This is a genomic window from Frankia sp. CgKIO3, assembly GCF_977946435.1.
The window spans coordinates 13,063-39,156 of sequence record NZ_CDWTMO010000012.1; the positions used below are offsets into that span (position 1 = coordinate 13,063).

The window sequence follows — 26,094 nt, forward strand, 5'->3', positions numbered from 1 at the left end:
CGTCCGGGACCGAGTGGCAAAGATGTCGGTGGGGGGATCTAGGGTCCAGGACATGACCTCGACGCAGCGCTCTCCTGCCATCCCGGGACCGGTGGTGTCGGCCGCACCCCGGCCGTTGATTGGTTCACTGTCACCGTCGCGGGCGGCGGACTTCGTCAACTGTCCGTTGCGCTACCGGTTCCGGGTCGTCGACCGGCTCCCCGAGCCGCCGAGCGAGGCCGCGACCCGCGGGACTGTGGTGCACGCGGTCCTGGAGAAGCTGTTCGATCTCCCGGCGTCCCGGCGTACCCTGCAGGCCGCACGGGAGCTGGTCGAGCCGGCCTGGGATACGGTGCGCGCCCGCGAGCCGGCGGTCGATGCGCTGTTCGGTGGTCGCGACGAACTGGCGGCGTGGTTGGAGTCGGCCCGCGAACTGCTCGCCGGGTACTTCGCGCTGGAGGATCCGTCACGACTGGCGCCGGTGGCCCGCGAGCTGTACGTCGAGCACGTGCTCGACTCCGGCCTGCGGCTGCGGGGCTACCTGGACCGGCTCGACGAGGCGACCACGGCGCAGGGACCCGCCCTGCGGGTGGTCGACTACAAGACCGGCCGCTCGCCCGGTCCGGCGTTCGAGAGCTCGGCGATGTTCCAGATGAAGTTCTACGCCCTGCTGCTCTGGCGGATCCGTGGAGTGCTCCCGCGCGAGCTGCGGCTGTACTACCTCGGCGACCGCACCTGGCTGCGGGCCACCCCCGACGAGGCCGATCTGCGGGCCACCGAGCGGCGGATCGAGGCCCTGTGGGCGGCGATCGACCGCGCGCACCGCACCGGGGACTGGCGCGCCACCCCGAACAGACTGTGTTCCTGGTGCGACCATCAGGCTCGATGCCCAGCCTTCGGCGGCACCCCACCACCGCTACCGCAGCAGACATCCATGGTGCCGCTCGACGAGGCCGCCCCCACCGTCTGCGAGGCGGACGGCTGATGGCGGTCTCAGACCGGGCCCCGTCCGGACCCCGTTCCCCGCGGACAGCCCGTTTACGGTGCCGGCATCCTCGGCTCGCCGGCGGCGGTGGCTCCACCGGGCCTCCTCGGGGGCACGCCAGATCACCCGATTACCAAAAGTAATATCGATCGGATCTTCAGTACTGCCAGCGGTACAGTCGGCGACGGCGAGATGCCGATCATCGTTCGGTCGTTGGGGAGATCGACCACGGTAGCCGAACGGCCGCCCCAGGTCAGTCGGGGCCGAGCGCAGGCAGGACAGGCACGACGTGTCGAGAGAGACACAGCGCGCCGCGAGGGAGAGGACATCACGATGGCCCGACGGACCGGATCGTCCCGAGGCGGGAAGCGGGGCGCGGTCGCGGGCAGCCCGCCCGGCCGGGAGGACCGCGGGTCGCGGCCCGGCGAGTACGCTGCCGGCCGCGACGGCCGGGCTCCCGAGCACCCGGGCGGCCGGCGAGAAGACGGACCGGACGCCGCACCCGCGGCCCGCGCCGCCAAGCTGACGAAGGTCTATGGCTCCGGTGATACCACCGTCACGGCACTGCGCGAGATCAACCTGGCCTTCCCCCGCGGCCGATTCACCGCAATCATGGGGCCGTCCGGGTCGGGGAAGTCGACGCTGATGCACTGCCTGGCCGGGTTGGACACGGTCACCCGGGGACGGGTCTTCATCGGCAATGTGGACCTGTCCCGGCTGTCCGACAAGCAACTGACCCAGTTGCGTCGCGACCGCATCGGGTTCATCTTCCAGCAGTTCAACCTGCTGCCCACGCTGACCGCGGCCGAGAACATCACGCTGCCGTTGAGCATCGCCGGGCGTTCGCCGGACCGGGCCTGGATGCGCACCGTCGTTGACGCGGTCGGTCTCGCACCGCGATTGAAGCACCGGCCGAGCGAACTCTCGGGCGGTCAGCAGCAACGGGTTGCCTGCGCGCGGGCGCTGGTCACCCGGCCGGAGATCATCTTTGCCGACGAGCCGACCGGCAACCTCGACTCCCGGTCGGGAGCCGAGGTGCTGTCGTTCCTGCGTGACTCGGTCTCCGAACTCGGGCAGACAATCGTCATGGTCACCCACGACGCGACGGCGGCGTCCTACTCGGACGAAGTGATCTTCCTTGCCGACGGTCGACTCGTTGACGCGATCGCGAACCCGACCGCGGAGGAGGTGCTGGACCGGATGAAGCACCTCGACGCCGCCGCGGACGGCTTGGCGGCCGACGGCGAGATCGCTGACGGCCGGGACGGTGGCTTCGAAGAACACGACGCCGACAGGCGCACCCCCCGCTACCGCGACGACCATAACGGCACCGACGGTCGCTACGGGCCTGCCGGTGGCTACGACGACTACGTCTACCCAGACCAGGTCTACCCAGACCAGCCGACCTACGGGCGGGACGAGCACGATCCCTATCAGAGCCATTACCCGGAGCGGCGCACCGGCCAGTTCGAGGCAATCCCCGCCCCGGACCTCGGGCCCGACGCCGGTGGGCAGCCGGCCTCCAGGCGGGTCGGCGGCACGCGCCACGGTGAGGAGTACCACTCCGGCCGCTCCCACCACCGGCCGGTGCCGAGCCCTGGCGGCGGGCCTCCACTCACCGACCCCGGCCGCACCGGCGGTTTCGGTCCTCGCCCCGGCCATGTTGACGGCTCCGGCCATGTCGACGGCCCCGGCCGTGTTGACGGCGGACGGGACAGTTACCACCCGGATGGCACGGAGCCGGCGGGCTGGACCTGAGCCGATGCTGCGCGCCACCCTCAAGAGCCTGCTGGCCCGCAAGGTCCGGCTGGTGCTCTCCATGCTGGCGGTCGTCGCCGGGGTGAGCTTCGTGACCGGGACCCTGGTCCTGACCGACACCCTCAACCGGACGTTCGACACCCTCTTCACCAACATCAACGAGAACGTCAGCGTCGCCGTGCGCTCGGTCAACGCGATCGACCCGACGAGCGACGTCGGCCGCCCGCCGCTACCGGCCTCGCTCCTCCCCACCGCCGCCGGAGTGGACGGGGTGCGGGTGGCGGTTGGCAAGGTCAACGGCCAGGCCGTCCTCGTCGACCCGGCCACCGGCAAGCCCTCGAACACCAACGGTGCGCCGGGGATCGGTATCAGCTGGACCGGGGGTCAGCCCACCTCGGCGGAGGAGATCGCCGAGGGTCGCCCGCCCGGCCCCGGGGAGATCGTCGTCGACCGGGCGACCGCGGAGAAGCTCCACCTGCCGCTCGGGGCAAAGATCTCGGTGCAGACCAAGGGTCCGCCCGCGCAGTACACCCTGGTCGGCACCTTCCGGATCGGCGGTCAGGACAGTCTCGGGGGCGCCGCCATCACCGCGTTCGACACCGCCACCGCCCAGCGGGTCCTGCTCGCGCCCGACCGGTTCAGCGCGATCCACCTGGCCGCCGAGCCCGGCCTGACCCAGGAGGAGCTGCGGGCCCGAGTCGCCGCCGCGCTCCCGCCGGGTGTCGAGGCGATCACCGGCAGGCAGTTGGCGGATGAGAGCGCCAGTGCCGTGCAGAACGCCGTCAGCGGCTTCTCCACCTTTCTGCTGATCTTCGCCGCCATCTCGGTCTTCGTTGGCGCCTTCATCATCTTCAACACCTTCACGATGCTCGTCGCCCAACGGGTGCGGGAACTGGCCCTGCTGCGAGCGATCGGGGCGAGCAAACGTCAGGTCCAGGTGTCCCTGCAGGTCGAAGCGGCGCTGGTCGGCTTCGCCGGGGCCAGTGCCGGCCTGGTGGCCGGCGCGGGGCTCGCGCTGCTGCTGCGCGCCGCCGTCGGCGTGTTCGGCGTGGAGCTGCCCAGCGGTGCGCTGGTCTTCCGCCCCCGCACCGTCGTGATCGCCTACACCGTCGGTGTGCTCATCACCGCCGCGGCGGCGTTCGTGCCAGCCCGCAAGGCCGCGTCGGTGCCACCGATCGCGGCGATGCGGGAGACCTACGTGCTGCCGACCCGCTCGCTGCACTCCCGGGCGATCGCCGGGTCGGTGCTCACCGCGCTCGGCATCGTCCTGATGATCCTCGGCACTGCCTCGGCGGGCAAGCCGGGAGCCACCGCCGTCGGGGTGGGCGCGGCGGGGATCTTCCTCGGCGTCGCCACCCTCTCACCGCTGCTGTCCGGACCGATCATCCGGGTCCTCGGCGCACCGTTGGCGAGGATGTTCGGGGCCACCGGCCGGCTCGGCCGGGAGAACGCGATGCGCAACCCGCGCCGGACCGCCTCCACCGCCTCCGCGTTGATGATCGGACTCGCCCTGGTCAGCGCCTTCTCCGTGCTCGGACAGTCGATCAAGGAGTCGGTGCGGGAGACAGTGTCGAACAGCCTCGGCGCCGATTTCTACCTGACTCCCCAGAACTTCGGGCAGGGATTCAGCGGTGAGGTGGCTCGCGAGCTGGCCGGCAAGCCCGGCATCGAGATCGCCACGGGTCTTCGGGGCGGCCTGGTGAAGATCTCCGGGCAGAGCTCCCAGGTGCTGGCCGGCGACCCGGCGGGTCTGGTCAAGATGCTGGCCATCAAGGAGGTGACCGGTGACGTCCACGCCCTCGGCGACGGCACAATCCTGGCCGAGGACTCCACCGCCGCGGACCACCAGCTACGGGTGGGGCAGAAGGTCCCGGTCACCTTCGCTGACGGCCGCGCGGAGCTGACCCTGGTGGGCACCTACAAGAAGAGCCAGGTAGCCGGCAAGTGGATCATCTCCACGAGCGAGTTCGCCCGGCATTCCACCGATGACCTCGACCTGTTTGTCCTGGTGAAGAAGGCGAGCGGGGCGGACCCGGCGATGGTCCGGGCCGAGATCGCCACGGTGGTCAAGTCGTTCGCCACCGTGGCGGTCCGGGACCAGTCCGAGTTCGTCGCACAGCAGGAGAAGCAGGTCGACCAGCTGCTCGGGTTCATCTACGTGCTGCTGGCCTTGGCAGTCGTCATCGCACTGTTCGGTATCGTCAACACCCTGGCGCTCTCGGTAATCGAACGGACCCGGGAGATCGGTCTGCTGCGTGCGGCCGGCATGACGCGGTCGCAGATGAGGCTGATGGTCATCCTTGAATCGATGATCATCTCGATCTTCGGAGCCGTGCTGGGCGTCGTCGTCGGGAGCATCTTCGGCTGGGCGCTGACGAAGGCGCTGGCCTCCCTGGGAATCAGCACGTTCGCCTACCCGGTACGGACGATCCTGCTCGTGGTCCTCACCGGGGCGATCCTCGGCGTGCTCGCCGCCGTCTTCCCCGCCCGGCGCGCCGCCCGCATGGACGTCCTGCGCGCCATCTCCGCCGTCTGACCCAGCACCCACCAGCACCGGCCAGCACCCGGAACGGGCGAATCTGGGGGAGCAAGGCACGGTCCCGGCCCCGCGAACCGTGCCTTGCTCCCCCGGGCTCCCCCGCCAGGTCACTGCTGCCGCTGGCGGAGGAGCATCTGCTCCACCATCTCCACGACGTATCTTCGCCGGCTCAGGGCATCGGCCCAGGTGAACCGGAGGAGCCTCCAACCGAGGGCGAGCAGGGCGTTCTGCCGGACCCGATCCCGGAAGAGTGCGTGGGGATCCTCGTGGAAGGCGGCGCCGTCGGCCTCGACGGCCAGCAGACAACTGGGCCAGGCCATGTCCAGCCGCGCAACGAGCCCCGCAGATCGGCCCCTGCCGGCGGACGAGGTCGTCGGAGCCGAGCCCGAACCGCCGGGTGAGAGTTGGCCGGGCACGTCGGGCTCCCATACCGGCCATTGGAGCTGTTCGGGCGCCAGACCCGCATCGGTGAGCAACAACCGCAGTCGCGTCTCCAGCGGAGACTCGGCCCGTCGGTCGACCAGATCGAACCAACCTCGCCGTTCGGCTGTGCCCCAGCGGCGCGCGGCCGCCGCCCGCACCCGGTGGACGTCGTCCAGATGCCCGCCCCGCAGGGCGGCGTCCAACAGGCTGACCGCGGTCTCCCGATCACTGTCCAGCACGAGATCGGCCAAGATCCGCTCGACCGTCGTCACCGGAATACCCGACAGCAGTCGCCGTTCGTCAGCGTCGCACCAGCCCCGGTGCACCACCAGCCCCGGAGTGTGCGCCACCGCGCCCACCGCAGGGGGGACAAGAAGATGCACCGACTCGGCCTGGTAGGCCGTTCGTCGCCGCCCCGTATCCGTTGCCTCGCGGGGAACCGACCCCGGCAGACCCGGCCGGGAGGGGTCTCCTGCCGGGGCGGAGCGGTCGATGGGAGACCGTGACGGCGAGCGCACGGAAATCGCACCATCGGGCCCCATCGGGCCGCGGGCTCGCCCCGTCCACAATGGCAGGGACCTCGGAAGACCCTCCAGGGCGAGAAGGCGCGCGGCGGTGACACCGCAGACAACGGCCCTGGGACGACCGACCAACGCAGCCCGCACGGACCCACGTACGGCATGGGCACCGGGCAGGAGGAACGTGCCCCGATAGGGAACCGACCACGCATCGTCGCGTATCAGCCGGTTGAGCTGACGCCGGGTGATACCGAACGCCCGGATCTGCGGCCAGGTGAGCATCCCGTCCTGGCGGGCGGCTAGACGGCGCATCTCGGTCACAACGGCGATGGTGGGTCTGGAAGTCATGATCCCAGACTTGCCCGGCCGCCCCCGCCGACGCCAACACGTTGATCCACATGTGGACAGCCAGCCCACTCCCACACCCCCTCCGACGCCGTTCGGGGGACCTACGCACGGTCTTCACCCCCGAAACCGTGCCTTGCTCCCCCAAACTCGTATCCAGGGCGGCCAAGGCAGGGGGTGGCGAGGGACTCCATGAGGTCCGGGGTGACGTCGTGCAGGCTCGCCAGGAGCGCCGCGAGCCCGGCGGGCACCGGCTCGCCGCGAGCCGCGACACCCGGGGTCCCCGCGACACCCGAAACGGTCGAAGACCCCGAAACGGTCGAGGCGGCCGACGCGGTCAGGTCGAGCAGATCCGGCATGGACGGGATCATGATGGTCGCGCACCCGGCCGCCACCCCGGCGCGCGCTCCCGACGGGCTGTCCTCCAAGACGACACAGCGGACCGGGTCGACGCCGAGCACCCGGGCGGCGGTCAGGTAGGGCTCCGGGTCCGGCTTGCGGCGAGTGACCTCATCACCGGCGACCGTCACGGCGAAGAACTCGTCACCGACGACGTGCAGCACCGGCTCCATCAGGTCGCGGAAGGACGAGGAGACCAGCGCGGTCGGGACACCCGCCGCCCGCAGCGCGACGAGCAGTTCCACCGCCCCGGGCTGCGGGACGATCGCACCGGGCTCGCGGAACAGCTCGGCGGAGCGGCGCAGCAGGAACTCCGCCGTCGGCACCACGTCGGACGCCGGCCGGCCGAGCATCGACACCATGAGCGGCACCGCGGTATCGATGCCGTGGCCGATCATGGCTCGTTTCATCGCCGGGGTGAACTCGCCGCCCAGCCGCGCCGCCGCCTCGTGCTCGGCGATGGTCCAGATTGGCTCGGTGTCAACGAGCAGGCCGTCCATGTCGAAGAAAACCGCCGCAAGGCTCCCCACGTCCACTCCTATAGCTCAGGTAGCTCAGGTAGCTCGGTAGCTCAGGGTCGTCCGGCCGCAGTGCCCGGTTGACCGGCCTAGTGCCGGGTCGGCCGCACGGTGCCCGGGTGACCGCACGGTGCCTACGTGGCCGCGAAGTACTTCGCCTCCGGGTGGTGCAGGATGATCGCCGAGGTGGACTGCTCCGGCACGAGCTGGAACTCCTCGGCGCGCGACGGGCCGTCGCCGTCCTCGGAATTCACCGAGTCGAGGCAGAGGCTGGCCGCCTGCAACAGGGTGCCCATGGCGCCATCGGCCACCAGCACACGCTCGGCCAGGACGGACACCAGATCATCGTGCACTGACCAAGGGTACCGGGACGGGTTTCGCCTGCCGCCGGTACGGTTTACTCTCCGTCCGGTTACCCTCCGTCCGGACGCCTCCGAGGATGCCGGCCACAGGCACGACGGTGACCACGGCAGGGTGATCACAACACAGGGACCACGAGGCGGTGACCACGGCACGGTGATGATTGCGGGGTGGGAATGCCGGACGCGTCCCGGCGGGTTGCCCATGGCGCGATCGCGGGTGGCACAGCCGCGGGAACGGAGGGCGTGATGTCGGACCGCGCGGGTGTGCTCGGCGCGGTGGTCCGCACGAACACGGGCTGGGGCACACCGGTGCGGCGGCGGCCCTAGGCCGGGCCGTTCGCATTCCCGCGACGGCGGGTATCCGTCCAGAGCCGATACGGTGCAGCCACCGCATCGATCCGGAATGGATGTCCGATCCGCCCGGGTCTAGCGCCATCGAGAGACCGAGGAAAGGCGTTCCCACGAGAACATCGGCAGACTGGACCAGCGTAGGTTCCCCGCGGACGACCGCTGGTCGCCCGCGGGTCACCGGCTCACGGGCCATAAGGGAGGCTGAGGTCACGCATGTCGGCTCTGGGCAGGAGTCGTCTCCGTGAGGACGTACCGTTGCACTGTCACGGGGGCAGTGGGCCGCCGCGGGGCGGCAGGAGGTAGTAGGTGATCGAGTTCTCCGGCGTCGGTCAACTACGGTCGCCGGTCGTAGTAGCCGCCTTCGAAGGGTGGAACGACGCGGCCGATGCCTCGTCCGCCGCCGTCGAGCATCTGGAGACCGCTTTCAAGGCCCGTGTCATCGGTGCTATCGACCCCGACGACTACTACGACTTCCAGGTGAACCGACCGACGGTGAGCGGGACCGACGGGGCTTCCCGGAAGATCTCGTGGCCGACCACCCGCCTGTCGGTGGCGCGGCCACCGAAGTCCGAGACGGACCTGGTACTGATCCGCGGACTGGAACCGAACATGCGCTGGCGTGGGTTCACCGACGAGCTGATCGAGGCCGTCCACGCCCTCGGCAGCGACATGGTGATCTCCCTCGGGGCACTGCTCGCTGACTCGCCGCACACCCGGCCGGTCCCGATCAGCGGAACCGCCGGGGACGCGGCGACGGCTGCCCGGCTCGGACTGGAACCGTCCCGTTATGAGGGGCCGACCGGCATCGTCGGCGTCTTCGGGGAGGCATGCGCACGGGCCGAGCTCGCCTCGGTGTCGTTCTGGGCGGCGGTGCCGCACTACGTGGCTAACCCGCCCTGTCCCAAGGCGACCCTCGCGCTGCTGCGCCGAGTGGAGGACATGCTGGACATCGAGATCCCGCTGGGTGACCTTCCCGAGCGGGCGAAGGCATGGGAACGACAGGTGGACGAGCTCGCCGCCGGGGACACCGAGGTCGCCGAGTACGTCCGTTCCCTGGAGTCACGCGAGCCCGAGACGGCGCTACCCGAGGCCAGTGGGGACGCAATCGCCCGGGAGTTCGAACGGTACCTGCGCCGTCGCGGCCAGTAAAGGCCAGGAGGAGAGCCAGCTCGGTAGAAGAAGCTGCTCCTCTCCTCCGGGCTACTCCTCTCCTCGACGATCTCGCTACTCCTCAACGATCTCGGCGTCGATGATGTCCTCATCGGCGCCACGGCGGAACGGCACGTTCGCCGAGTTCGTGGCCGGTTCGCGCGGGGTGTGGGGTTCCGCGTCCGCGACGTCGGCCTGACGATGCCGGCCCGGGGAACGCCGCCCCGTGCTGGCGACGCGACCGGTCGCCCACGCGGTCCCGGAAAGACCGGAAAGATCCGACGGTCCCGCACCGCCCGCGGGGACCGCACCGCCCGCGGGGAAACCGGCGGGACCGGCTCTCCCCGGACCGAACGGCGACGACCCCCCGGGCTGGCGGCCATACGACAGGTCCGGCGGAACGCCGACGGGTGAGGCAGGCGGCATCGTCGGCCCGTCGACCACTGAGGTCCCCGCCGACCCCGGCGTCGCCGCCGACCCCGAGGTGCCCGGCGTTCCAGGCGTGCCCGGCGTCGTCGGCGCGGCCGTACCCGCCTGGGCCAGGTCGGTGACCGCCCGGTCCACCTCGTCGGAGGCCAGGACCCCGCGCAGGCGCAGCATCGCACCGATGATCTCACCCTGCTGGTGACGCAACGCCTCGAGCGAGGCGGTGCACCGGACGATCTCCGCCTGCAGCTCAGCGTGCCGCTCCCGGGCGAGCCGGCGGCTCTCCTCCACGGCGTCGAGGAGGAGCTTCTCGGCCTGTTCCCGAGCCTCCCGCACGATCGGGTGGTTCGCCCCGGCGTCCTCGATCACCTCTTCCAGCGCCGCCTCCGCGATCTGACGGGCGCCGGTGACGATCTCCTCGGCCTCCTGCTGGGCGATGGTCAGCATCTGGCCAATCCGACCGCCGGCCTGCGCGGCCAGGCCCTCGACGCCCATGTTCGCGCTGCGGGCCCGCTCGTTCTTCAGGGCGCTTTCAGCCGCGGCCGCGCGCGAGGTCACCTGGCTGGCGTAACGCCACAGCGTGGCCAGGTAGTCGTCGACCTGATGAGGGTCGTAGCCATGCGCGACCTCGTCGAAGGCGGGCCGTTCGGTCGCTGCCCCGGGATCCACCCGGCGATGGTGAGCTCCCATCCTCAGCTCCCTCTGGGTCTGACGGGTTCAAGGTCTACACCCAGCAGTGTGTCAACGAGACGCCGCACAAGTGCGGGCGCCTCCCCCCAGGCGGGCACGTCACCGCCAGAACCGCGAACCGGGCCCCCCGGACTGGTGGGATCCGGGCCCGCATCGGCGGAGCCGCCCGCATCAGCGAGCGCGGCGCCGGCCCAGGCGTCCACCGCGGCGACGGCACCCGGGGCGTCAAGGTCGTCGGCGAGCCGCTCACGCACGGCGGCGAGCAGTCCCATGGCGTCGGGCCCGGTGGGCAGGGCGACGGCGGCCCGCCACCGGTTCATCCGGTCCACAGCGTCGTCGAGCAGGCCCGGCGTCCACTCCCAGTCCTCGGTGTGCCGGTGATCGAGCAGGGCCAGACGCAGGGCCGCCGGATCCACCCCGGCCCGGCGCAGCCGGGAGACGAACTCCAGGTTGCCCCGCGACTTCGACATCTTGTGGCCGTCGAGGCTCACCATCGCGGTGTGCACGTAGCTGCGGGCGAACGGCTGGATGCCGGCGGCGACCTCGGCATGCGCCGCGCTGCACTCGTGGTGCGGAAAGCTCAGGTCGGTCCCGCCACCCTGGATGTCGATGACCCCGCCGAGATAGTGGCGGGCGATGGCGGCGCACTCGATGTGCCAGCCGGGCCGGCCGGAGCCGAACGGCGAGGGCCAGGACGGCTCGCCGGGGCGGTGTGCGCGCCACAGCAGCGGATCGAGGGGGTCCTTCTTGCCGGTGCGGCGCGGGTCACCCCCGCGCTCGGCGCAGATCGCCAGCATCTCGGCCCGGCTGAGACGCGAGATCTCCCCGAAGGCGGGTGCGGTGGCGATCGAGAAGTACAGGTCGTCGTCGACCTGGTAGGCCGCGCCCCGGTCGACGAGCTCCGCCACCATGTCGACAATCATCGGGATGGCCTCGACCACCCCGACGTAGGCGTCCGGCGCCAGCATCCGCAGTGCGGTCATGTCCTCGCGGAACAGATCGATCTCCCGGTCGGCGAGGGCCCGCCAGTCCAGCCCGTCACGGGTGGCTCGCTCAAGCAACGGGTCATCGACATCCGTTACGTTCTGTACATAGTGGACGTGATGCCCGGCGTCTCGCAGCACACGCTGCGCGAGGTCGTAGGTGAGGTAGGTGAAGGCATGCCCCAGATGCGTCGCATTATAGGGCGTGATGCCACAGACGTACAGCCTTGCTGTGGCGGCCGGCGCCAACTCGCGTACGCTCGACGTGGCCGTATCGAAGATCCTCAGTGGCTTCCCGTGACCGGGAAGAAAACGTATCGGAGGAGATTGCCACGCCTGCATGCGTGTCAGAGTAACCGCGAACCGACTCTCCGGCGGGCACGGGGAAAGTAACCGCAACGTAACCGACGGCATCCCAAACCGATCCACCCCGGATCACCTACGGTGACATCTCATATTCTCCCGCACCTGTACCCGCACTGGTTGACCCGCCCAGAACCAGAACCCGTTCAGAACCAGAACCCGCTCAGAACGGCGGCCAGGGAATCGCCGGCCAGTCCTCCGAGGGCAACGGGAACCGGCCCTTGGCCAGAAGCCCGTCGACCCGCATGGTGAGGGCGTCGACCTCGGTGACCGTAAGCAACTCCTCGAGCCGGTCCCGGAAGGGGGCCGCGAGCGCCTCACGCAGGTCGTCGAGCAAGGCGGTCTCCTCGGCATCGAGCCACCTGCCCCGCCAGGTCCACAGCAGGGTGCGCAGCTTGCCGTCGGTGTGGAAGGTCACACCGTGATCGATGCCGTGAATTCGGCCGGAGGGCGCCGGCAGCAGGTGCCCACCCTTGCGGTCGGCGTTGTTGATGACGGCGTCGAACAGGGCGATCCGGCGCAGCTGGGAGTCGTCGGACCGGGTCAGCGCCACCAGGTCCACGGTGACGTCGGTATCGATCCACAGCTGCACCATGCCCTCGCCGAACGGGCCGTCACGCAGAATGGTAGGCGGGACGATGCCAAGCCCGAGCTGCTCGGAGACCTCGTAGGCGGCCAGCTCGCGGGCGGCGAGGGTGCCGTCCGGGAAGTCCCACAGGGCGCGTTCGCCGCGGACCGGCTTGTAGACGCAGCGGCCGGTCACCCCGTCAGCGCAGATGTCGCAGCAGAGCGTCGTGTTGCTCGCGTCGACCAGCCGGGCGGTGATCTCGAGGTCACCGCGGCGAAGGAGGTCGAGGGCGGCGGGGGCGTCGAGGCCGCCCCCGTCGATCGGATGCAGTGGCGGTCGCCACCCCGGGGTGGAACTCGCCGCGGAAACGCCCATTATCTCAGTCTGTCCGGTCCGGCAGGGTGATGTCACCGGACCGGACGGTGAGCGACATCTCTCCCACACCGCCAGGCCGACCGGACCGCACCGCTACCACGGACCGTACCCCCGCCATGGACCGCACCGCTACCACGGACCGCGCACCCGCGGCGGCCGGGCCCGGCGCCCCTCGCCGGCCGCATCAGCGCAGGTGACCGTTCTGGCGCGGGCAGACGTGACCGTCGTCCAACGGCTGCCCGCACAACGGGCAGGAGGACCGGCCCGCGGCCAGGACCCGCGCCGCGCGCCGCACGAACGAGCGCGCCTGCTCGGACTCCAGCAGGACCCGGACGGCGTCCGGCCCGTCGGGATCATCGGAGAATCCGACGACCGGGTCGGTCACGCCCGTCGCCTGCGCCTCGATGACGACCCGTCCGCCACGCGGATCCCAGCCGAGCGCGATCGTCGCGGCCTGGAACTCCTCGTCGATCGGCAGATCGAGCGGTGACAGGTCGGGGTCGGCCGGGGCGGGCTCGGGCGGCGGCGTCGCGCCACGGCGGCCCAACTCGTCGAGCAGCTCGGTCAGCTGTTCGGCGAGCAAGGCGACCTGAGCCTTCTCCACCGCGACGGTGACGACCCGCGCCCCGTCGCGGGCCTGCAGATAGAACGATCGGGCACCAGGAAGGCCTACGGTGCCCACGACGAACCGCTGCGGCGGGTCGAAGACGTGTATCCGGCGCGGCATGCCCGATCAGCCCGTTCCACCACCGGCGCTGGGACGGAAACCGCCGGCACCGCCACCGATCACCTCGTCCACGTCGAGCCCACTGGACCCCGGCGACCCCGGGGACTTCGAAGACCCCGGCGACCCCGGCGACTCCAAGGACTTCCGGGACCCGGGAGACGACGCCGCGGCGCCGACGGCCCCAGCGGAGCCCTCGGCCCGGGGTGGCGGGAGGAGCTCGACGACGTCCCCGCCGGTGTCGTTGATGCGCCGGACGAAGGGGCGGCGCTCGTTGTAGCGGATCACGGTCAGGGAACAGGGATCGACGGTGATCCGGTGGTACATGTCCAGATGCATGCCCAAGGCGTCGGCGACCACCGTGCGGATCACATCGCCGTGCGAGCACAGCAGCCAGGTGGCGTCTGGGCCCAGCCGCTCGTTCCACTCCCGCACGGCGCTCACCCCACGGGCCTGCGTGTCCCGTAGTGCCTCACCCTCGGGACCGGGGAAGACGACCGCACTGGGATGGCTCTGCACCACCGCCCAGAGCGGATCCTTCGCCAGGGTCACCAGTTCCTGCCCGGTCCAGTCACCGTACCGGCACTCACCGAGCCGCTCGTCGATCTCGACCTGCTGCGTGCCGTCCAGGCTGGCCTCGCTGACCGGACGGCGTCCGGCGATCATCGCGGCCGTCTGGCGGCAGCGGTCGAGCGGGCTGCTGACGATCGCCGCCAGCGGGATGTCGGCGAGGCGTCGCGCCAGGTCCGACGCCTGGCGGCGGCCACGGTCGTCCAACCCCACGCCGGGCGTCCAACCAAGCAGGATCTTGCCGGTCACGGCGGTCAGGCCGTGGCGGACCAGCAGGACTGTGGTCAACCGGTCCGTCCCTTCTGTTGCTGACGCTCACTGTTGCCGACGCTCACTGTCTCCGCCGGGCCGGACGCGCGGGTGAACCCGGACGCGCATCGGTCGAAACGCGCGACATCGCCTTCATACAGCCATGCCGCCAGACAGCCGTCCCGGATACCACGCTACCCAGCGGGCTACAACAGCGGCGGAACGGTTCGTCGTTACGCTTCCCGGCATGCCGGACGAGTACACGACCGCTTCCGCCTCGGAGCCTGACGCGGTCGGCCCGCAGGCACGAGCGGACCCGCAGCCAGCGGACCCCGAGGAGGTCTTCGCCGCGTTCTGCGGGGCGGGGCTATGGCCGGGGCTGGGCCGCACGACGGCCGGCCGGCTACCCGCGGCCGGGATCACCCGGCCCGACCACGTCGACGTCGGCCGGTTGGGCACCGTCGAGGGGGTCACCGGACCGCGGGCCCGGCGGCTCGCCGACAGCTTCCGCGCCGTGGCGGGCACGTACGCGGTCGTCGAACTGCTCGTCGCCGCGGATCTTCCGGCCCGGCTCGCGCGCGGGGTGACCGACCTGCTGGGACCCGCGCCCGCCGACCTCCTGCGGGCCGATCCGTGGATGCTGCTGACCGCCGCCGACACCGAGATCGCCCAGGCCGACCGGTTCGCCCGCCGCCGCGGTCTGCAGCGCGACGATCCGCGCCGGGGCCCGGCGGTACTCACCCATCTGCTCGGCCGGGCCGCCTCCCGGGCGGGGGACACCGCGGGCCCCGTGCAGGCGGTGCTGCGTGCCGCCGCGCGCGAGGGGGTGGCCGATCCGACCGCGGCGCTGACCGCGGCGCTCGACGACGGGCGAATCATCGCCGTCGGCGACCGGATCGCGCTGGAGCGGCATGCGATGGCCGAGCAGTCCGTCGCGGACGGCATCGAACGGCTGATGGCGACCGCCGAGCCGCTGCGCGCAGGCGCCCCCAGAGCCCGCCGCCGACCCGATGACGGGTCCGGGTACGACGGGTCCGGATCCGTCGGCGACGACGATCCGGCCGGGCGTGCCGTGTCCGCACGGGCCGCCACCGCCCCGCCTCCGACGGCGCTGGCGTTCGACGACAACAAGAACGACAAGAACGACGACAAGGACGAGGGGGGGAACGGGAGCAACGACGAGGTAGTGACCGGGCTGGACGAGAGCCAGCTCGCGGCGGCGCGCGCCGCGCTGGAGTCCGGCGTCAGCGTGCTCACCGGTGGGCCGGGAACGGGCAAGAGCCGCACGGTCGCGGCCGTCGTACGACTGGCCTGGGCGGTCAAGGCGGTCGTCGCACTGGCCGCGCCGACCGGACGGGCTGCCAAACGCCTCGAGGAGCTGTGCGGGGCGCCGGCGAGCACCCTGCACCGGCTGTTGCAGGCTCAAGGGCGCGGCAGCGGGTTCGCGCGCGGCGAGCACAACCCGATCGACGCCGACCTCGTCGTCGTCGACGAGGCGTCGATGCTCGACGCGGAGCTCGCCGCCGCGCTGCTCGACGCCTGCGCGGACGGTACGCACCTGATGTTCGTCGGGGACCCGGCCCAGCTACCGAGCATCGGACCGGGGCAGATCCTCGCCGACCTGCTCGAGTCCGGTGAGGTCCCGGTGACCGAGCTGCGGCGGTTGTACCGGCAGGCCGACGGCGGCGCCATCGCGACGATGGCCGCCGCGGTGCGCGGCGGGGAGCTGCCACCGCCACCACCGGGGCCTGGCCGGGAGGTCGTGGTGGTGCCGTCCGGCAGCTCCGGCGAGGCGACGCATCGCACCGTCCAGCTCGTCACCAACTCCATCCCCCGCGCGCTCGGCATTCCCGTCGCAGACATCCAGGTCGTGACCCCGGTGCACGCCGGTCCGGCGGGCACCACGGCGCTCAACACCGCGTTGAAGGGCACGCTGAACCCGGGCGGCGGCGCCGTCTCCGGGTTCGACATCGGGGACCGTGTGGTGGCCACGGCGAACCATATCGACGTCGGATTCGCCAACGGCGAGATCGGCACCATCGTCGCGCTGGGCGAACGCGGTGCGCTGCGGGTCGCGTTCCCCGGCGGCGTCGTCGAGGTGCCCGCTGGTGTGCTCGGTGATCTGCGGCACGGCTGGGCGGTGACAGTGCACCGCGCGCAGGGCAGCGAGTGGCCCGCCGTCGTCGCCGTGTTCCCGCCGGAGGCCGGCCGGATGCTCACCCGTCCGCTGATCTACACGGCGCTGACCCGGGCGCAGGCCCACCTGTCGATTGTGGCCGTGAACGGCCCGGCCATCCGCAACGCCGTGCGGAGCTCGGGCGGACGGCGCCGTACGACGCTGCTCCCGGCTCTGCTCGCCGGGCAGACCGCCGGCGGCTTCGACGATCCCGACGACGATCCCGACGACGATCCCGACGGGGGGCCGGACGACAGGCCCGACGGCGGGTCCGGCGCGCGGCGGGCGGGCGGCGCGACGGCTGGGGAGGCAGCCCGCGTACGGGACGGCGACGAACGGATGACAGTCTGAAACGTCGGGGCGTACATCCCCGCCAGCAGGCGACTGCGGCCACCCGGCGGAAGGCGGTTCTCTGACGGGAGGCAAGATCGTGGCAGACGAGGGGGCATGGTGAACGTAGACGCATCCGGGAGTCCAACCGCCGGCCAGGACGCCGGATCCGGGCCGGCGGTGCTCTCGGGTCCCCGCCGCCCCCAGGCGCCGGTGGACGTGACCGCGACCGTGACCGCGGTCGTGGCCGCAGCCGCGAACAGTGCCACAGCCGGTGTCACGCCCGGGACGGTCATCACGCCCGGGACCGCGTGCACGACCACCGCCGTGGCGCGGATCGCGGCGGCCAGCCCGCAGCTGCTGGTAGTCGCCGTCATACTCGCCGTCGCCGCCGGCGCGCTGATGCGGTTCGCCACCCCCAGCCATCTGTGGCTCGACGAGTCGTTGACGGTCGCCATCGCCTCGCGCCCCGTCCCACAGCTGCTCGACGCACTGCGGCACGACGGCTCACCGCCGCTGTATTATCTGCTGCTGCACGCTTGGATCGCGGTGTTCGGCGACGGGGACGTCGCCGTGCGGGCGTTGTCCGGGGTGCTGTCGCTGGCGACGCTGCCGGTGGCGTGGCTGGCCGGGCGGCGGGTGGGCCGGACGGCCTCCCAGGCCGGGAACGGTGGCCGTGACGCCGACGCCTGGGTGAGCCTGGCGACTCTGCTGATGTTCGCCTGCTCTCCCTACGCGATCCGCTACGGCAGCGAGACGCGGATGTACTCGCTGGTCGTCCTGTTGGTGCTGGTGTTCGGGCTCGCGACCGTGCGGGCGCTGGAACGCTCCGAGCCGGCCCGGCTGGCGATGCTGACGCTGGCGACCACCGCCCTCGTCTACACCCACTACTGGACGTTCTTGCTGATCTTCACCGTGGCGGCGTTCATGCTGCTGCAGGCCCGGCGGCGGCCCCAGTACCGGCAGGTGACCCTGCGGGCCTTCGCCGCGATGGCGGCCTCCGCCGCGCTGTTCGCGCCGTGGATGCCGTCGTTCCTGTTCCAAATGCTGCACACCGGAACGCCCTGGGCGCCCAAGGTGCAGGCCCAGGTGCTACTGGACACGGTCTTCGACTGGGCCGGTCCGACCTCCACGGGTGCGCTGCTCGGCATCGTGCTGCTCGGGGGCGCGCTCATCGGCCTGACCGCGCGTCCGGACGGGCGGGAGCTCGCGGTCAAGCTCTCCGGCCGGGTGCCGGGCCGTTACCTGGCCGCGATCTGGCTGGTCCCCCTCGTCCTGGCCTACTTCGTGAACATGTTCGGCGGCAGCGCCTACGCCGAGCGCTACACCGGCATCGCCCTGCCGGCCTGCCTGCTGCTCGCCTCCCTCGGCATCGCCCAGCTGCCGGGCCGGCATGTGCGGGCCGGGGTACTGGTCGTCGCCTCGCTCAGCGGCCTGCTCGGCGGGTGGCAGCTCGCCCGGACCGAACGCACCCAGGCCGGGGAGATCGCGGACCGGATCGTCGCGCTGGCCCGGCCGGGAGACGTGGTCGCCTACTGCCCGGACCAGCTCGGCCCGGCCGTGCACCGGGCAATCGAACGGCACGGCGAGGTCACGGTACGGGAGATCGTGTATGCGGACAGTTCCGACCCGGCGCTCATCGACTGGGTCGACTACGCCGACCGGATGAAACGGGCGAACGGCACCAGCTTCGCGGCCGAGGTCAACGAACTGGCCGGCCCCGGCCACGCCGTGCTGCTCGTCCGCGCGGACGGTTACCGGTTCCTGGAGGGCGCCTGCGCCGTGCTGTCCGACCAGCTCGCCACGCTGCGCGACCGCACCGTGCAGGTCGAGCGGCGCAACCTGTACGAGGGCGCGTCGCTGGAACGGTTCTCCACGCTGCGCTGACCGCCCGCGCGGGCGGGGTCGTCGACGGCGAGGGCCGCGACGGCCAGCACGAGCAGACCCATCGGCAACGTGTAGTGGTTGAAGAAGGTCTGCTTGTTCATCAGGTTCAGGGTGAGCAGGACCAACGCGGCCCCCAGGCAGAACCCGGTGGCGTCCCCGCGGGCCCGCCAGGCCGCCGTGTAGGCACCGAGGAGGGCGACCGCAGTCAAGCCGAATCCGAGCGTGACCCCGAAATGCGACGCCAGGCCCGGCAGGGACAGCGAGTGGGCGAGCACCTCGTAGTGGAGGTTCGTCCAGACCGCGTCGTCAAGGAAGTCCCGGGGACCGGCCACCACCCAGGGGGCGACGAGGAGCGCCGCCACGACCGCGGCCGCGGCCGTCCGGCGGGGCCCGAACGCGGGGTAGCCCGCCGCCATGGGGATCAGCAGCACGACGTGCTGTTTGGTCGCCAGGGCGAGCGCGAACGCGACGACCGCCACCCGTCCCCGCCCGCTCGTCGACGCCCACACCGTCGCCGCCAGGCACGCCACGAGCAACGGCTCGGTCCAGGACTGCTGCAGGGCGTACATCGACTCGGGGAACACGACGACCAGCAACGGCAACGCGGCCACCGCCGGCGCCGCAGGTGCCCTTCCCCCGGGTGCCCTTCCCGCGCCCGCGACCGCGCGGATCAGGACCGCCGCCACCGCCAGGGCCAGCAGCAGGCCGTAACGGACGTCACCGAGCAGAAGCCGGAAGGGAGCCAGGAGCACGGACGTGACCGGTAGATAGGGGTAGACGTCGAACAAGCCGTCGACCGGGTACTCGGCCCGGCTCGGCGCCCACTGCTGCCGGTACATGTCGGCCCCGTGCGGCAGGCCGGCCGTGGAGACCTGGAGCAGGTGGAAGACGTCGATGCGGGGCGTCGGCGCGGCGCGGATCGTGGCGACGCCCGCCGCGCAGGCCAGGACCAGGACCAGCCAGAACACCCACGGAGAGGCGAGCACATCGAGCCGGCCCCGGCCCTGGTGGGGCTCCCGGCCGATCCGGCGCCCCCGGCCGGCGCGGTGCAGCATGACCAGGATCGACCCGGCGGCGAGCAGGCCCGCGAGGATCGCGAGCACGTCCGCCACCGTGGCGAACCGGCCGACGGCGTAGTAGCGGGGACGGCGCACGAGCGGCACGACGCCGATCATGACCGCCACGAGCAGCCACGCCCCAAACCACCCACGCGGGCGCACGGCCACGGCGGTACCGGCGTCGGCGGCGGGGCCGGCGGTGCCGGCCACGACCACCACCGCCAAGATCACTGCCGCGAAACCTACCAGGACACTCGACAGCGCCCAGGCGCCGTACCGACCATCCTTGGCCGCGATGCCACCGGCCACCGCGCACCAGCCGACCAGGATCGCCGGCATCACCCGCCCCGGAGGAACCGGTCCGTCCGGGGGAGGCGAGGTCTGCGGTGCCCGTTGACCGGGTATCGACAATGCCATGTGCGCACGATGCCAGAGCCGCACCCGATCAGGCGGCCCGGACGCGCGTTATGGAAATAGGGCGGACGTACCACGGATCATCGCATGGTGTCGGGTCGAGGGGGTGCGGACGGGTCTCCGCTCGCGCCATGCAACACTTGCGACCCGGGACCGGTCCCAGGGGTCCGGCGTCCCGGTGGCGCGATGCCCGGTGTCCGTCCACCTGAGTGACCACCGGTGTCCGTCCACCCGAGTGACCATGAGTGTGTGTTGAGGAGAGGTCCTGCACAGTGACCGAAAAGCCAGAGGTAGTCGTCATCGGAGCCGGACCGGCAGGTCTGACCGCCGGTTGGGAGCTGGTGAAACGGGACGTCCCCGTGACGATTATCGAGGGTGACTCGGTCGTCGGCGGAATCAGCCGTACGGCCCAGCGTGAAGGTTGGCGTTTCGACATCGGCGGCCACCGCTTCTTCACCAAGGTTCCCGAAGTCGAGAAGCTCTGGCACGAGATCCTGCCGGACGAGGACTTCCTGCTGCGCCCCCGATCGAGCCGCATCTACTACAACGGGAAGTTCTTCGACTACCCGCTCAAGGCCGGAAACGCGCTCGGCGGGCTCGGCCTGGTCGAGGCGGCGCGCTGCATGGCCTCCTACGCTGCGGCCCGGATCCGGCCGCCGCAGGACCAGAGCAACTACGAGAACTGGCTGGTGGCCCGTTTCGGCTGGCGGCTCTACCGCACCTTCTTCAAGACCTACACCGAGAAACTGTGGGGCGTTCCGGTCAGCGAGATGCCCTCGGACTGGGCCGCGCAGCGCATCAAGAGCCTGTCCATGATGAACGCGATCGTGAACGCGGTCCTACCGAAGCGGAACCAGAAGGAGATCACCTCCCTCATCGAGGAGTTCCAATACCCCAAGTACGGGCCCGGAATGATGTGGGAGACCGCCACCGACAAGATCATTAAACAGGGCGGCCGAGTGGTCTTCGAGGAGAAGGTCCGCAAGATCCACCACGCCGACGGCCGCGCGACCGGCGTCACCACGACCGTGACCGGCGGGTACGGCCCGGGGGCCGGTGCCCCGGAGTCCTCGCGCTCCGACCTCGGCAGCGAGTACCAGTACCAGGCCGACGAATTTATCTCGTCGATGTCGTTCTCCTCCCTCGTCCGGGTGATGGACCCGCCGGCACCGGCCCACGTGCTGGCGGCGGCGAACGCGCTGAAGTACCGCGACTTCCTCACCATCGCCCTCGTGGTGCCGGCCTCGGCCGGTTTTCCGGACAACTGGATCTACATCCACTCCCCCGCCGTCAAGGTCGGCCGGATCCAGAACTTCGCCTCCTGGTCGCCGTTCCTGGTCAAGGACGGGCGTACCTGCCTCGGCCTGGAGTACTTCGTCTTCGAGGGTGACGAGACCTGGAACGCCCCCGATGAGGAACTGGTCGCGCTCGGGACGAAAGAACTCGTCGAACTGGGTCTGATCAGGGCCCAGCAGGTGGAACAGGGTTTCGTCGTACGCATGCCGAAGGCATATCCATACTACGACATACACTACAAGAAGAACGTCGATATCATCCGCGCCTGGCTGGCCGAGAACACGCCGAACGTCCACCCGGTCGGCCGTAACGGCATGCACCGTTACAACAACCAGGACCACTCGATGCTCACCGCGATGCTCACGGTCCAGAACATCATCGACGACACCAAGCACGATGTGTGGGAGGTCAACGTCGACGAGGATTACCACGAGGAGGTTTCGTCGCCGGCCCGGGGCACCGCCCGGTCCTGACGGAGGATTCGCCCGGGGCACGGATTCATCCGGGACGGGTTTGTCCGGGACGGATTCATCCGGGGCACAGATTCGACGGGTGTCGCCACTCGAACGCCGTCACACGGGCATCGCCGGAATGTCGGGCGCGTTTCACCGCCGGCGCCCGCTCCGCTTCCGGGGCCAGCCGGCATGACCGGGGACGGCCCGGTATTACCGAGTACGGAGCGGATGGGTGACGGGACGGGCCGCGTCCTGTCACCCATCCGGGACATCATCGAGGCGTAGGGGCGCGCCACGCGAGACTGGTACCGAGTGCGGCCCTGCCCGGCCGGCCGGTCGTCTACCGGCCGGCCCGTCGCAGTCCGGTCAATGTGGACGGAAGGGACTGACCGTGACGGATGTCGCGGTCCGGCCGGCGGAGCAACTCCCCGAGCCGGTCGACCAGGTCGGGAACGTATCCGGCCGTACGGGACGGATCTTCACCGCGGTAGTGGGGGTACTCCTCGCCGTCTCGGTGATCGTGCGGTTCACCGCCAGCCAGGCACTCTGGCTGGACGAGGCGCAGAGCGTCGCCATCGCCCGCCTGCCCCTGCGCGGGTCGGCCTTCACAATGTGGGACGTCCTGCTACAGGACGGCTCACCGCCGCTATACTATCTGGTGCTCCACGGCTGGATCAAAGCGTTCGGCGAGGGCACCTTCGCGGTCCGATCCCTGTCCGCGCTGATCAACATTGGTGCGGCGTGGCCGCTGTTCCTGCTCGCCCGCCGCGTGGTCGGCGAGCGGGCGGCGCGGGTCAGCGTCGTGCTGTACCTCACGTCGCCGTTCGCGTTGTACTTCGGGACCGAGACCCGGATGTACAGCCTCATCGTGCTGCTCACCGCGTTGGGTGGACTGGCGTTGGAACGCGTCCTGCGGGCACCGTCGATCAGATCGGCGATCGCCCTGGCGCTCTGCGCGGGAGGCCTGGCGCTGACCCATTACTGGTGCCTCTACCTGCTGCTCACGGTCGGAACGTGGCTGGTCCTGCTGCTGGTGGCCCGTCCGTGGTGGGTCAAGCGCCAGATCCGGCGCGGCGAGGGCGCGGGCGCGGCGGACCCAGCGGGTGTGCCGGGTAGCGCGGGTGTGCCGGGTAGCGCGGGTGTACCCGGGTACCGTTCCGCCCCGGCAAGCCCGGGAAGCCCGGCAAGCCGGGGCCGGGGCGCCCCCCACAGTCACCGGACGCCGACCCGTTTCCTCACCCCGCAGCGGCGGGGGCCGGTCTTCGGGCTGCTCGGCATCGTCGGTGGCGGGCTGGTCTTCGCCCCGTGGCTGCCCGACTTCTTCGACCAGCTCACCCACACCGGCACCCCCTGGGGAGAGCCCGCCAGCTATGCCGCGATCTCCCACGCCTACGGCCAGTGGGCCGGCGGCCCGACGACCCTGGGTCGCCTGTTGCTGTTCCTGGTCACCGGTCTCGCCGCCGCCGGCATCGCCGGCCAGCCCGCGGGTGGCCGGTTCATCCTTCTCGACCTGCGTGGTCTCGAACCGGGCCGGACCCTGTTCCTGCTGGCCACCGGCACGCTCGTCGTCGCGGTGACGGCGGGCAAGGTGGTCGGCAACGCCTGGGCCGACCGGTACACCGCCACCGCCTTCGTGCCGTTCCTGCTGGTCATCGGACTCGGCGCGACAGTCATCACCGATCGGCGGGTGTTCCACGGAGTGGTCGCCGTCGCGGCCCTGACCGGTCTGCTCGCCGGGACCTCCGACATCCACCGGGAGCGGAGCCAGGCCACCGAGGCCACGCAGGTCCTCGAGCGGATCGCCCGGCCCGGTGATGTGATGCTGGTCTGCCCGGACCAGCTCGGACCAGGCCTCGCCCGTACCGTGCCGAACTGGATGAAGGTGTACGTCGTGCCGACCTACGCACCGCCGGACCGGGTCGACTGGGCCGACTACGAGCAGCGCAACGAATCAGCCGACGGGGTCGCGATCGCCCGGCGCGCCCTCGCCGAGGCCGGTCCGGAGCACACCGTCTTCCTCGCCGGTTCCGAGTCGTACCGCACCTACGAGGAGCTGTGCACGGTGGTGCGCACCACCCTGCAGGAGGCCCGGCCACTCGCGGACGAGGTCATGAAGCAGGGTCTGCCGGCCAGGGTCTACGAGAACTACGCGCTGCTGCGGTTCCGGGCCTCTTGACCGCGACCGAGGCCCTTCCGGATGATCATCGGATAGGTGGCGGCATGGGCGGCCGGCATGCGGCCACCCGCTGGGAGGACCGCTGGCAGCTGCGCGAGGTCGTGCTCGCCTGGCTCGCGGCCCGGCTGGCGGTCGGTGCGGCGCTGGCGCTGACCAGGTATATCGCCGACAATGCCCGCGGGCAGCAGGGCGCGCAGCTGAGCACCACCGACCTGCTCGGTTGGGACGCCGGGTGGTACCAGACGATTGCCGAGGTCGGGTACAGCGGCGCCGGGGCCGAGAGCCGCCGGTTTTTTCCCTTGCTGCCGCTGCTCGTGCGGGGGTTGTCGAAGCTGCCGGGGGCCGACGCCCACGTCGGTGTCGTGCTCCTGGTCGTGGTCAACGTGTGCGCGTTGGTCTTCGCGCTGCTGCTGGTGGGGCTCGCCCGGTTCGAGGGGTTCGCCCCGGAGGCGACCATCCGGCTCATCTGGCTCGCCGCGCTGGCTCCGCCCGCCTTCGTCCTGGTCATGGGGTACGCCGAGGGACTCGCCGGGCTGCTGGCCGTGGCGGTGTTCCTCGGTGCCCGCAGCGGGCGCTGGGAGCTGGCGGCCGTGGCCGGTCTGCTCGGCGGCCTGTGTCGCCCCCTCGGTCTGGTCCTCGCGGTGCCGGTACTTCTCGAGGCGGCCCGGGGGCTGCCCTGGCCGCTCGTCCGCCGGCTCGGCCCCAGCCCCAGCTCCAGCCCCGGCACGCCGACCACCACGCCTACGGCTGGAACACTCACCGCCCATGATGGGCTGCGTCGGCTGCTCGCCGTGCTCGCCCCGGTGGCCGGCGCCGGCATCTACCTGCTGTGGTCGGCGCACTCCTACGGTGACGGGCTGGCGCCGTTCACGCTGCAGCGCGACGCGGCACGTCACGGCAGCAGCTCGAACCCGCTGGCAGTGCTGTGGGACGCGGCGCGGGGCGCCTTTTCCGGCGAGCTGGGCACGGCGCTGCACGTGCCGTGGCTGCTCTTGGCGCTCGTCGGGCTGGTGGTCATGGCGCGCCGGCTGCCGGTGTCGTACCCGGTGTGGAGCGCCCTGGTCCTGGCGGCCGTGCTGACCGGCAGCAATCTGGACTCCGCCGAGCGGTACGTCTACGGGGCGTTCCCGTTCCTGCTGGTCGCCACGCTCGTCACCGGCCGGCGGGAGATCTTCACGTTCACACTCGCCGCCACCACGGCCGCGATGACCCTCTACGCGACGCTGGCCTTCACCCTCTCCTACGTGCCCTGACCGCCGGCCGCGCGTCGGTGGGTACATGGCGCATGGGCCCGCATCATCTCGCGAGCGCTTCCAGAAGCCCTTCCAGAAGATGGCGAAACGGTTAACGTAGAGGGGGACCGCACGATGATCGGTCGCCATCCCACGCCGCACCACGCCACGCGCAGCCGGTCATCCTCCGCTCGCAACCACGAGGTCAGGCCGCATTGGATGGAGTAGAGCTGGAGTACCAGCGGCTGTACCTGCCGCCGGGTACGGACTGCCGGGCAGCCGTCCAGATCCTCACGATGCACGCCGAGTTCGGCCACTGGGAGCTCGAACGCCTGCGGCTGTTCCCGGATGGCTCCCGGCGGGTGGTGCTGCGCCGCCGTCGGCGCCCCGGCGGCCTGCCCGGTTATCTGCCCACCTGACAGCCGCCCACCTGGCAACGGACCTGGGAGGGCGTGCGCACCTCGACCACGTCCGGAGCGATCCCCCGGGTCTGCAGATGCCGTCCCGACAATGCCCATCCGGCCGGCACCTCGACTCCGGGGGCGTCGGCTCCGGTGGCGTCGGCTCCCGCGTCGCCGGTATCCGCCTGCCGGGGCCGCCCCACCGTCCAGACGTCGGCCCGGAACCAGTGATCGCGCCAATCGGCGCTGTCGTCGGCCCGCAGCTGCACGAACCGGCGACGCAGAACCTGCCGGGCGACCTCCAGCGCGGACAACACGCTGACCTCGATGCCCCCGGACGACTCGGCCCGATCGGCGATCCACACACTGCCGTCCCGGCTGGCTTGCACGAGATA

20 protein-coding genes and 1 pseudogene are annotated in these 26,094 nt (G+C 71.2%); 11 read left to right on the top strand and 10 right to left on the bottom strand.

Annotated elements, in window-relative coordinates; all coding sequences use genetic code 11:
- Positions 1–52: 52 nt before the first annotated feature.
- From AC08OJ_RS02875 to AC08OJ_RS02885, 3 genes are all read left to right on the top strand, one after another.
- Positions 53–964, top strand: coding sequence for a RecB family exonuclease (locus tag AC08OJ_RS02875; RefSeq protein WP_476592859.1), 912 nt, complete (start codon positions 53–55; stop codon positions 962–964).
- Positions 965–1,297: 333 nt separating this feature from the next.
- Complete coding sequence (locus AC08OJ_RS02880) at positions 1,298–2,722, top strand: ABC transporter ATP-binding protein (protein ID WP_476592858.1); 1,425 nt, start codon at positions 1,298–1,300, stop codon at positions 2,720–2,722.
- A gap of 4 nt (positions 2,723–2,726) precedes the next feature.
- A complete protein-coding gene (locus AC08OJ_RS02885; protein WP_476592857.1) occupies positions 2,727–5,258 on the top strand; it encodes an ABC transporter permease in 2,532 nt (843 codons plus the stop codon).
- 110 nt (positions 5,259–5,368) lie between these two features.
- On the opposite strand, the gene AC08OJ_RS02890 is transcribed toward AC08OJ_RS02885, so the two are convergent.
- From AC08OJ_RS02890 to AC08OJ_RS02900, 3 genes are all read right to left on the bottom strand, one after another.
- Positions 5,369–6,550, bottom strand: a complete 1,182-nt coding sequence (locus AC08OJ_RS02890) for a type IV toxin-antitoxin system AbiEi family antitoxin domain-containing protein (protein WP_476591987.1) — start codon at positions 6,548–6,550, stop codon at positions 5,369–5,371.
- A 101-nt stretch (positions 6,551–6,651) separates the two neighbouring features.
- Positions 6,652–7,476 (bottom strand): HAD family hydrolase, encoded by an 825-nt coding sequence (locus AC08OJ_RS02895; protein ID WP_476591986.1) that lies wholly within the window; start codon positions 7,474–7,476, stop codon positions 6,652–6,654.
- A gap of 122 nt (positions 7,477–7,598) precedes the next feature.
- On the bottom strand, positions 7,599–7,802 hold the full coding sequence (locus AC08OJ_RS02900) for a hypothetical protein (protein ID WP_476594997.1): 204 nt from the start codon (positions 7,800–7,802) through the stop codon (positions 7,599–7,601).
- Positions 7,803–7,994: 192 nt separating this feature from the next.
- Between AC08OJ_RS02900 and AC08OJ_RS02905 the strand changes: the two genes are divergently transcribed.
- Together AC08OJ_RS02905 and AC08OJ_RS02910 are read left to right on the top strand one after the other, a co-directional pair.
- Entirely contained in the window at positions 7,995–8,153 is a 159-nt protein-coding gene (locus tag AC08OJ_RS02905) for a hypothetical protein (RefSeq protein WP_476594998.1), read from the top strand.
- 330 nt (positions 8,154–8,483) lie between these two features.
- Positions 8,484–9,326, top strand: a complete 843-nt coding sequence (locus tag AC08OJ_RS02910; protein WP_476591984.1) for a PAC2 family protein — start codon at positions 8,484–8,486, stop codon at positions 9,324–9,326.
- A 75-nt stretch (positions 9,327–9,401) separates the two neighbouring features.
- Here the strand turns inward: AC08OJ_RS02910 and AC08OJ_RS02915 are convergent, their stop codons facing one another.
- The 5 genes from AC08OJ_RS02915 to AC08OJ_RS02935 form a co-directional block, all read right to left on the bottom strand.
- Positions 9,402–10,442 (bottom strand): DivIVA domain-containing protein, encoded by a 1,041-nt coding sequence (locus AC08OJ_RS02915; protein ID WP_476594999.1) that lies wholly within the window; start codon positions 10,440–10,442, stop codon positions 9,402–9,404.
- Between the two features lie 2 nt (positions 10,443–10,444).
- Entirely contained in the window at positions 10,445–11,839 is a 1,395-nt protein-coding gene (gene mshC, locus AC08OJ_RS02920) for a cysteine--1-D-myo-inosityl 2-amino-2-deoxy-alpha-D-glucopyranoside ligase (protein WP_476595013.1), read from the bottom strand.
- A 112-nt stretch (positions 11,840–11,951) separates the two neighbouring features.
- Positions 11,952–12,731: an SCO1664 family protein gene (locus AC08OJ_RS02925; protein ID WP_476595000.1), complete on the bottom strand. Its 780-nt coding sequence runs from the start codon at positions 12,729–12,731 to the stop codon at positions 11,952–11,954.
- A gap of 184 nt (positions 12,732–12,915) precedes the next feature.
- Entirely contained in the window at positions 12,916–13,458 is a 543-nt protein-coding gene (locus AC08OJ_RS02930; RefSeq protein WP_476591980.1) for a DUF3090 domain-containing protein, read from the bottom strand.
- Positions 13,459–13,464: 6 nt separating this feature from the next.
- Positions 13,465–14,313 (bottom strand): histidine phosphatase family protein, encoded by an 849-nt coding sequence (locus tag AC08OJ_RS02935; protein WP_476591979.1) that lies wholly within the window; start codon positions 14,311–14,313, stop codon positions 13,465–13,467.
- 208 nt (positions 14,314–14,521) lie between these two features.
- On the opposite strand from AC08OJ_RS02935, the gene AC08OJ_RS02940 reads away from it, so the two are divergent.
- Positions 14,522–16,801, top strand: coding sequence for an ATP-dependent DNA helicase (locus AC08OJ_RS02940; RefSeq protein WP_476595001.1), 2,280 nt, complete (start codon positions 14,522–14,524; stop codon positions 16,799–16,801).
- Positions 16,802–16,897: 96 nt separating this feature from the next.
- A complete protein-coding gene (locus AC08OJ_RS02945; RefSeq protein WP_476591978.1) occupies positions 16,898–18,667 on the top strand; it encodes a glycosyltransferase family 39 protein in 1,770 nt (589 codons plus the stop codon).
- Here the strand turns inward: AC08OJ_RS02945 and AC08OJ_RS02950 are convergent.
- Positions 18,628–20,064, bottom strand: a pseudogene (locus AC08OJ_RS02950) (glycosyltransferase 87 family protein); the annotation flags it as partial. The gene AC08OJ_RS02945 and the pseudogene AC08OJ_RS02950 sit on opposite strands and share 40 nt — an antisense overlap.
- 347 nt (positions 20,065–20,411) lie before the next feature.
- Between AC08OJ_RS02950 and AC08OJ_RS02955 the strand changes: the two are divergent.
- The 4 genes from AC08OJ_RS02955 (at position 20,412) to AC08OJ_RS02970 (ending at position 25,717) form a co-directional block, all read left to right on the top strand.
- Complete coding sequence (locus tag AC08OJ_RS02955) at positions 20,412–21,908, top strand: NAD(P)/FAD-dependent oxidoreductase (protein WP_476591977.1); 1,497 nt, start codon at positions 20,412–20,414, stop codon at positions 21,906–21,908.
- 373 nt (positions 21,909–22,281) lie between these two features.
- A complete protein-coding gene (locus AC08OJ_RS02960; protein WP_476595002.1) occupies positions 22,282–24,066 on the top strand; it encodes a glycosyltransferase family 39 protein in 1,785 nt (594 codons plus the stop codon).
- A 44-nt stretch (positions 24,067–24,110) separates the two neighbouring features.
- Entirely contained in the window at positions 24,111–25,319 is a 1,209-nt protein-coding gene (locus AC08OJ_RS02965) for a hypothetical protein (protein ID WP_476595003.1), read from the top strand.
- A gap of 194 nt (positions 25,320–25,513) precedes the next feature.
- Entirely contained in the window at positions 25,514–25,717 is a 204-nt protein-coding gene (locus AC08OJ_RS02970; RefSeq protein ID WP_476595004.1) for a DUF5703 family protein, read from the top strand.
- Here AC08OJ_RS02970 and AC08OJ_RS02975 read toward each other — a convergent pair.
- Positions 25,702–26,094, bottom strand: a 393-nt coding sequence (locus AC08OJ_RS02975; RefSeq protein WP_476595005.1) for a hypothetical protein, incomplete at its 5' end; no start/stop codon positions are given. The genes AC08OJ_RS02970 and AC08OJ_RS02975 overlap by 16 nt on opposite strands.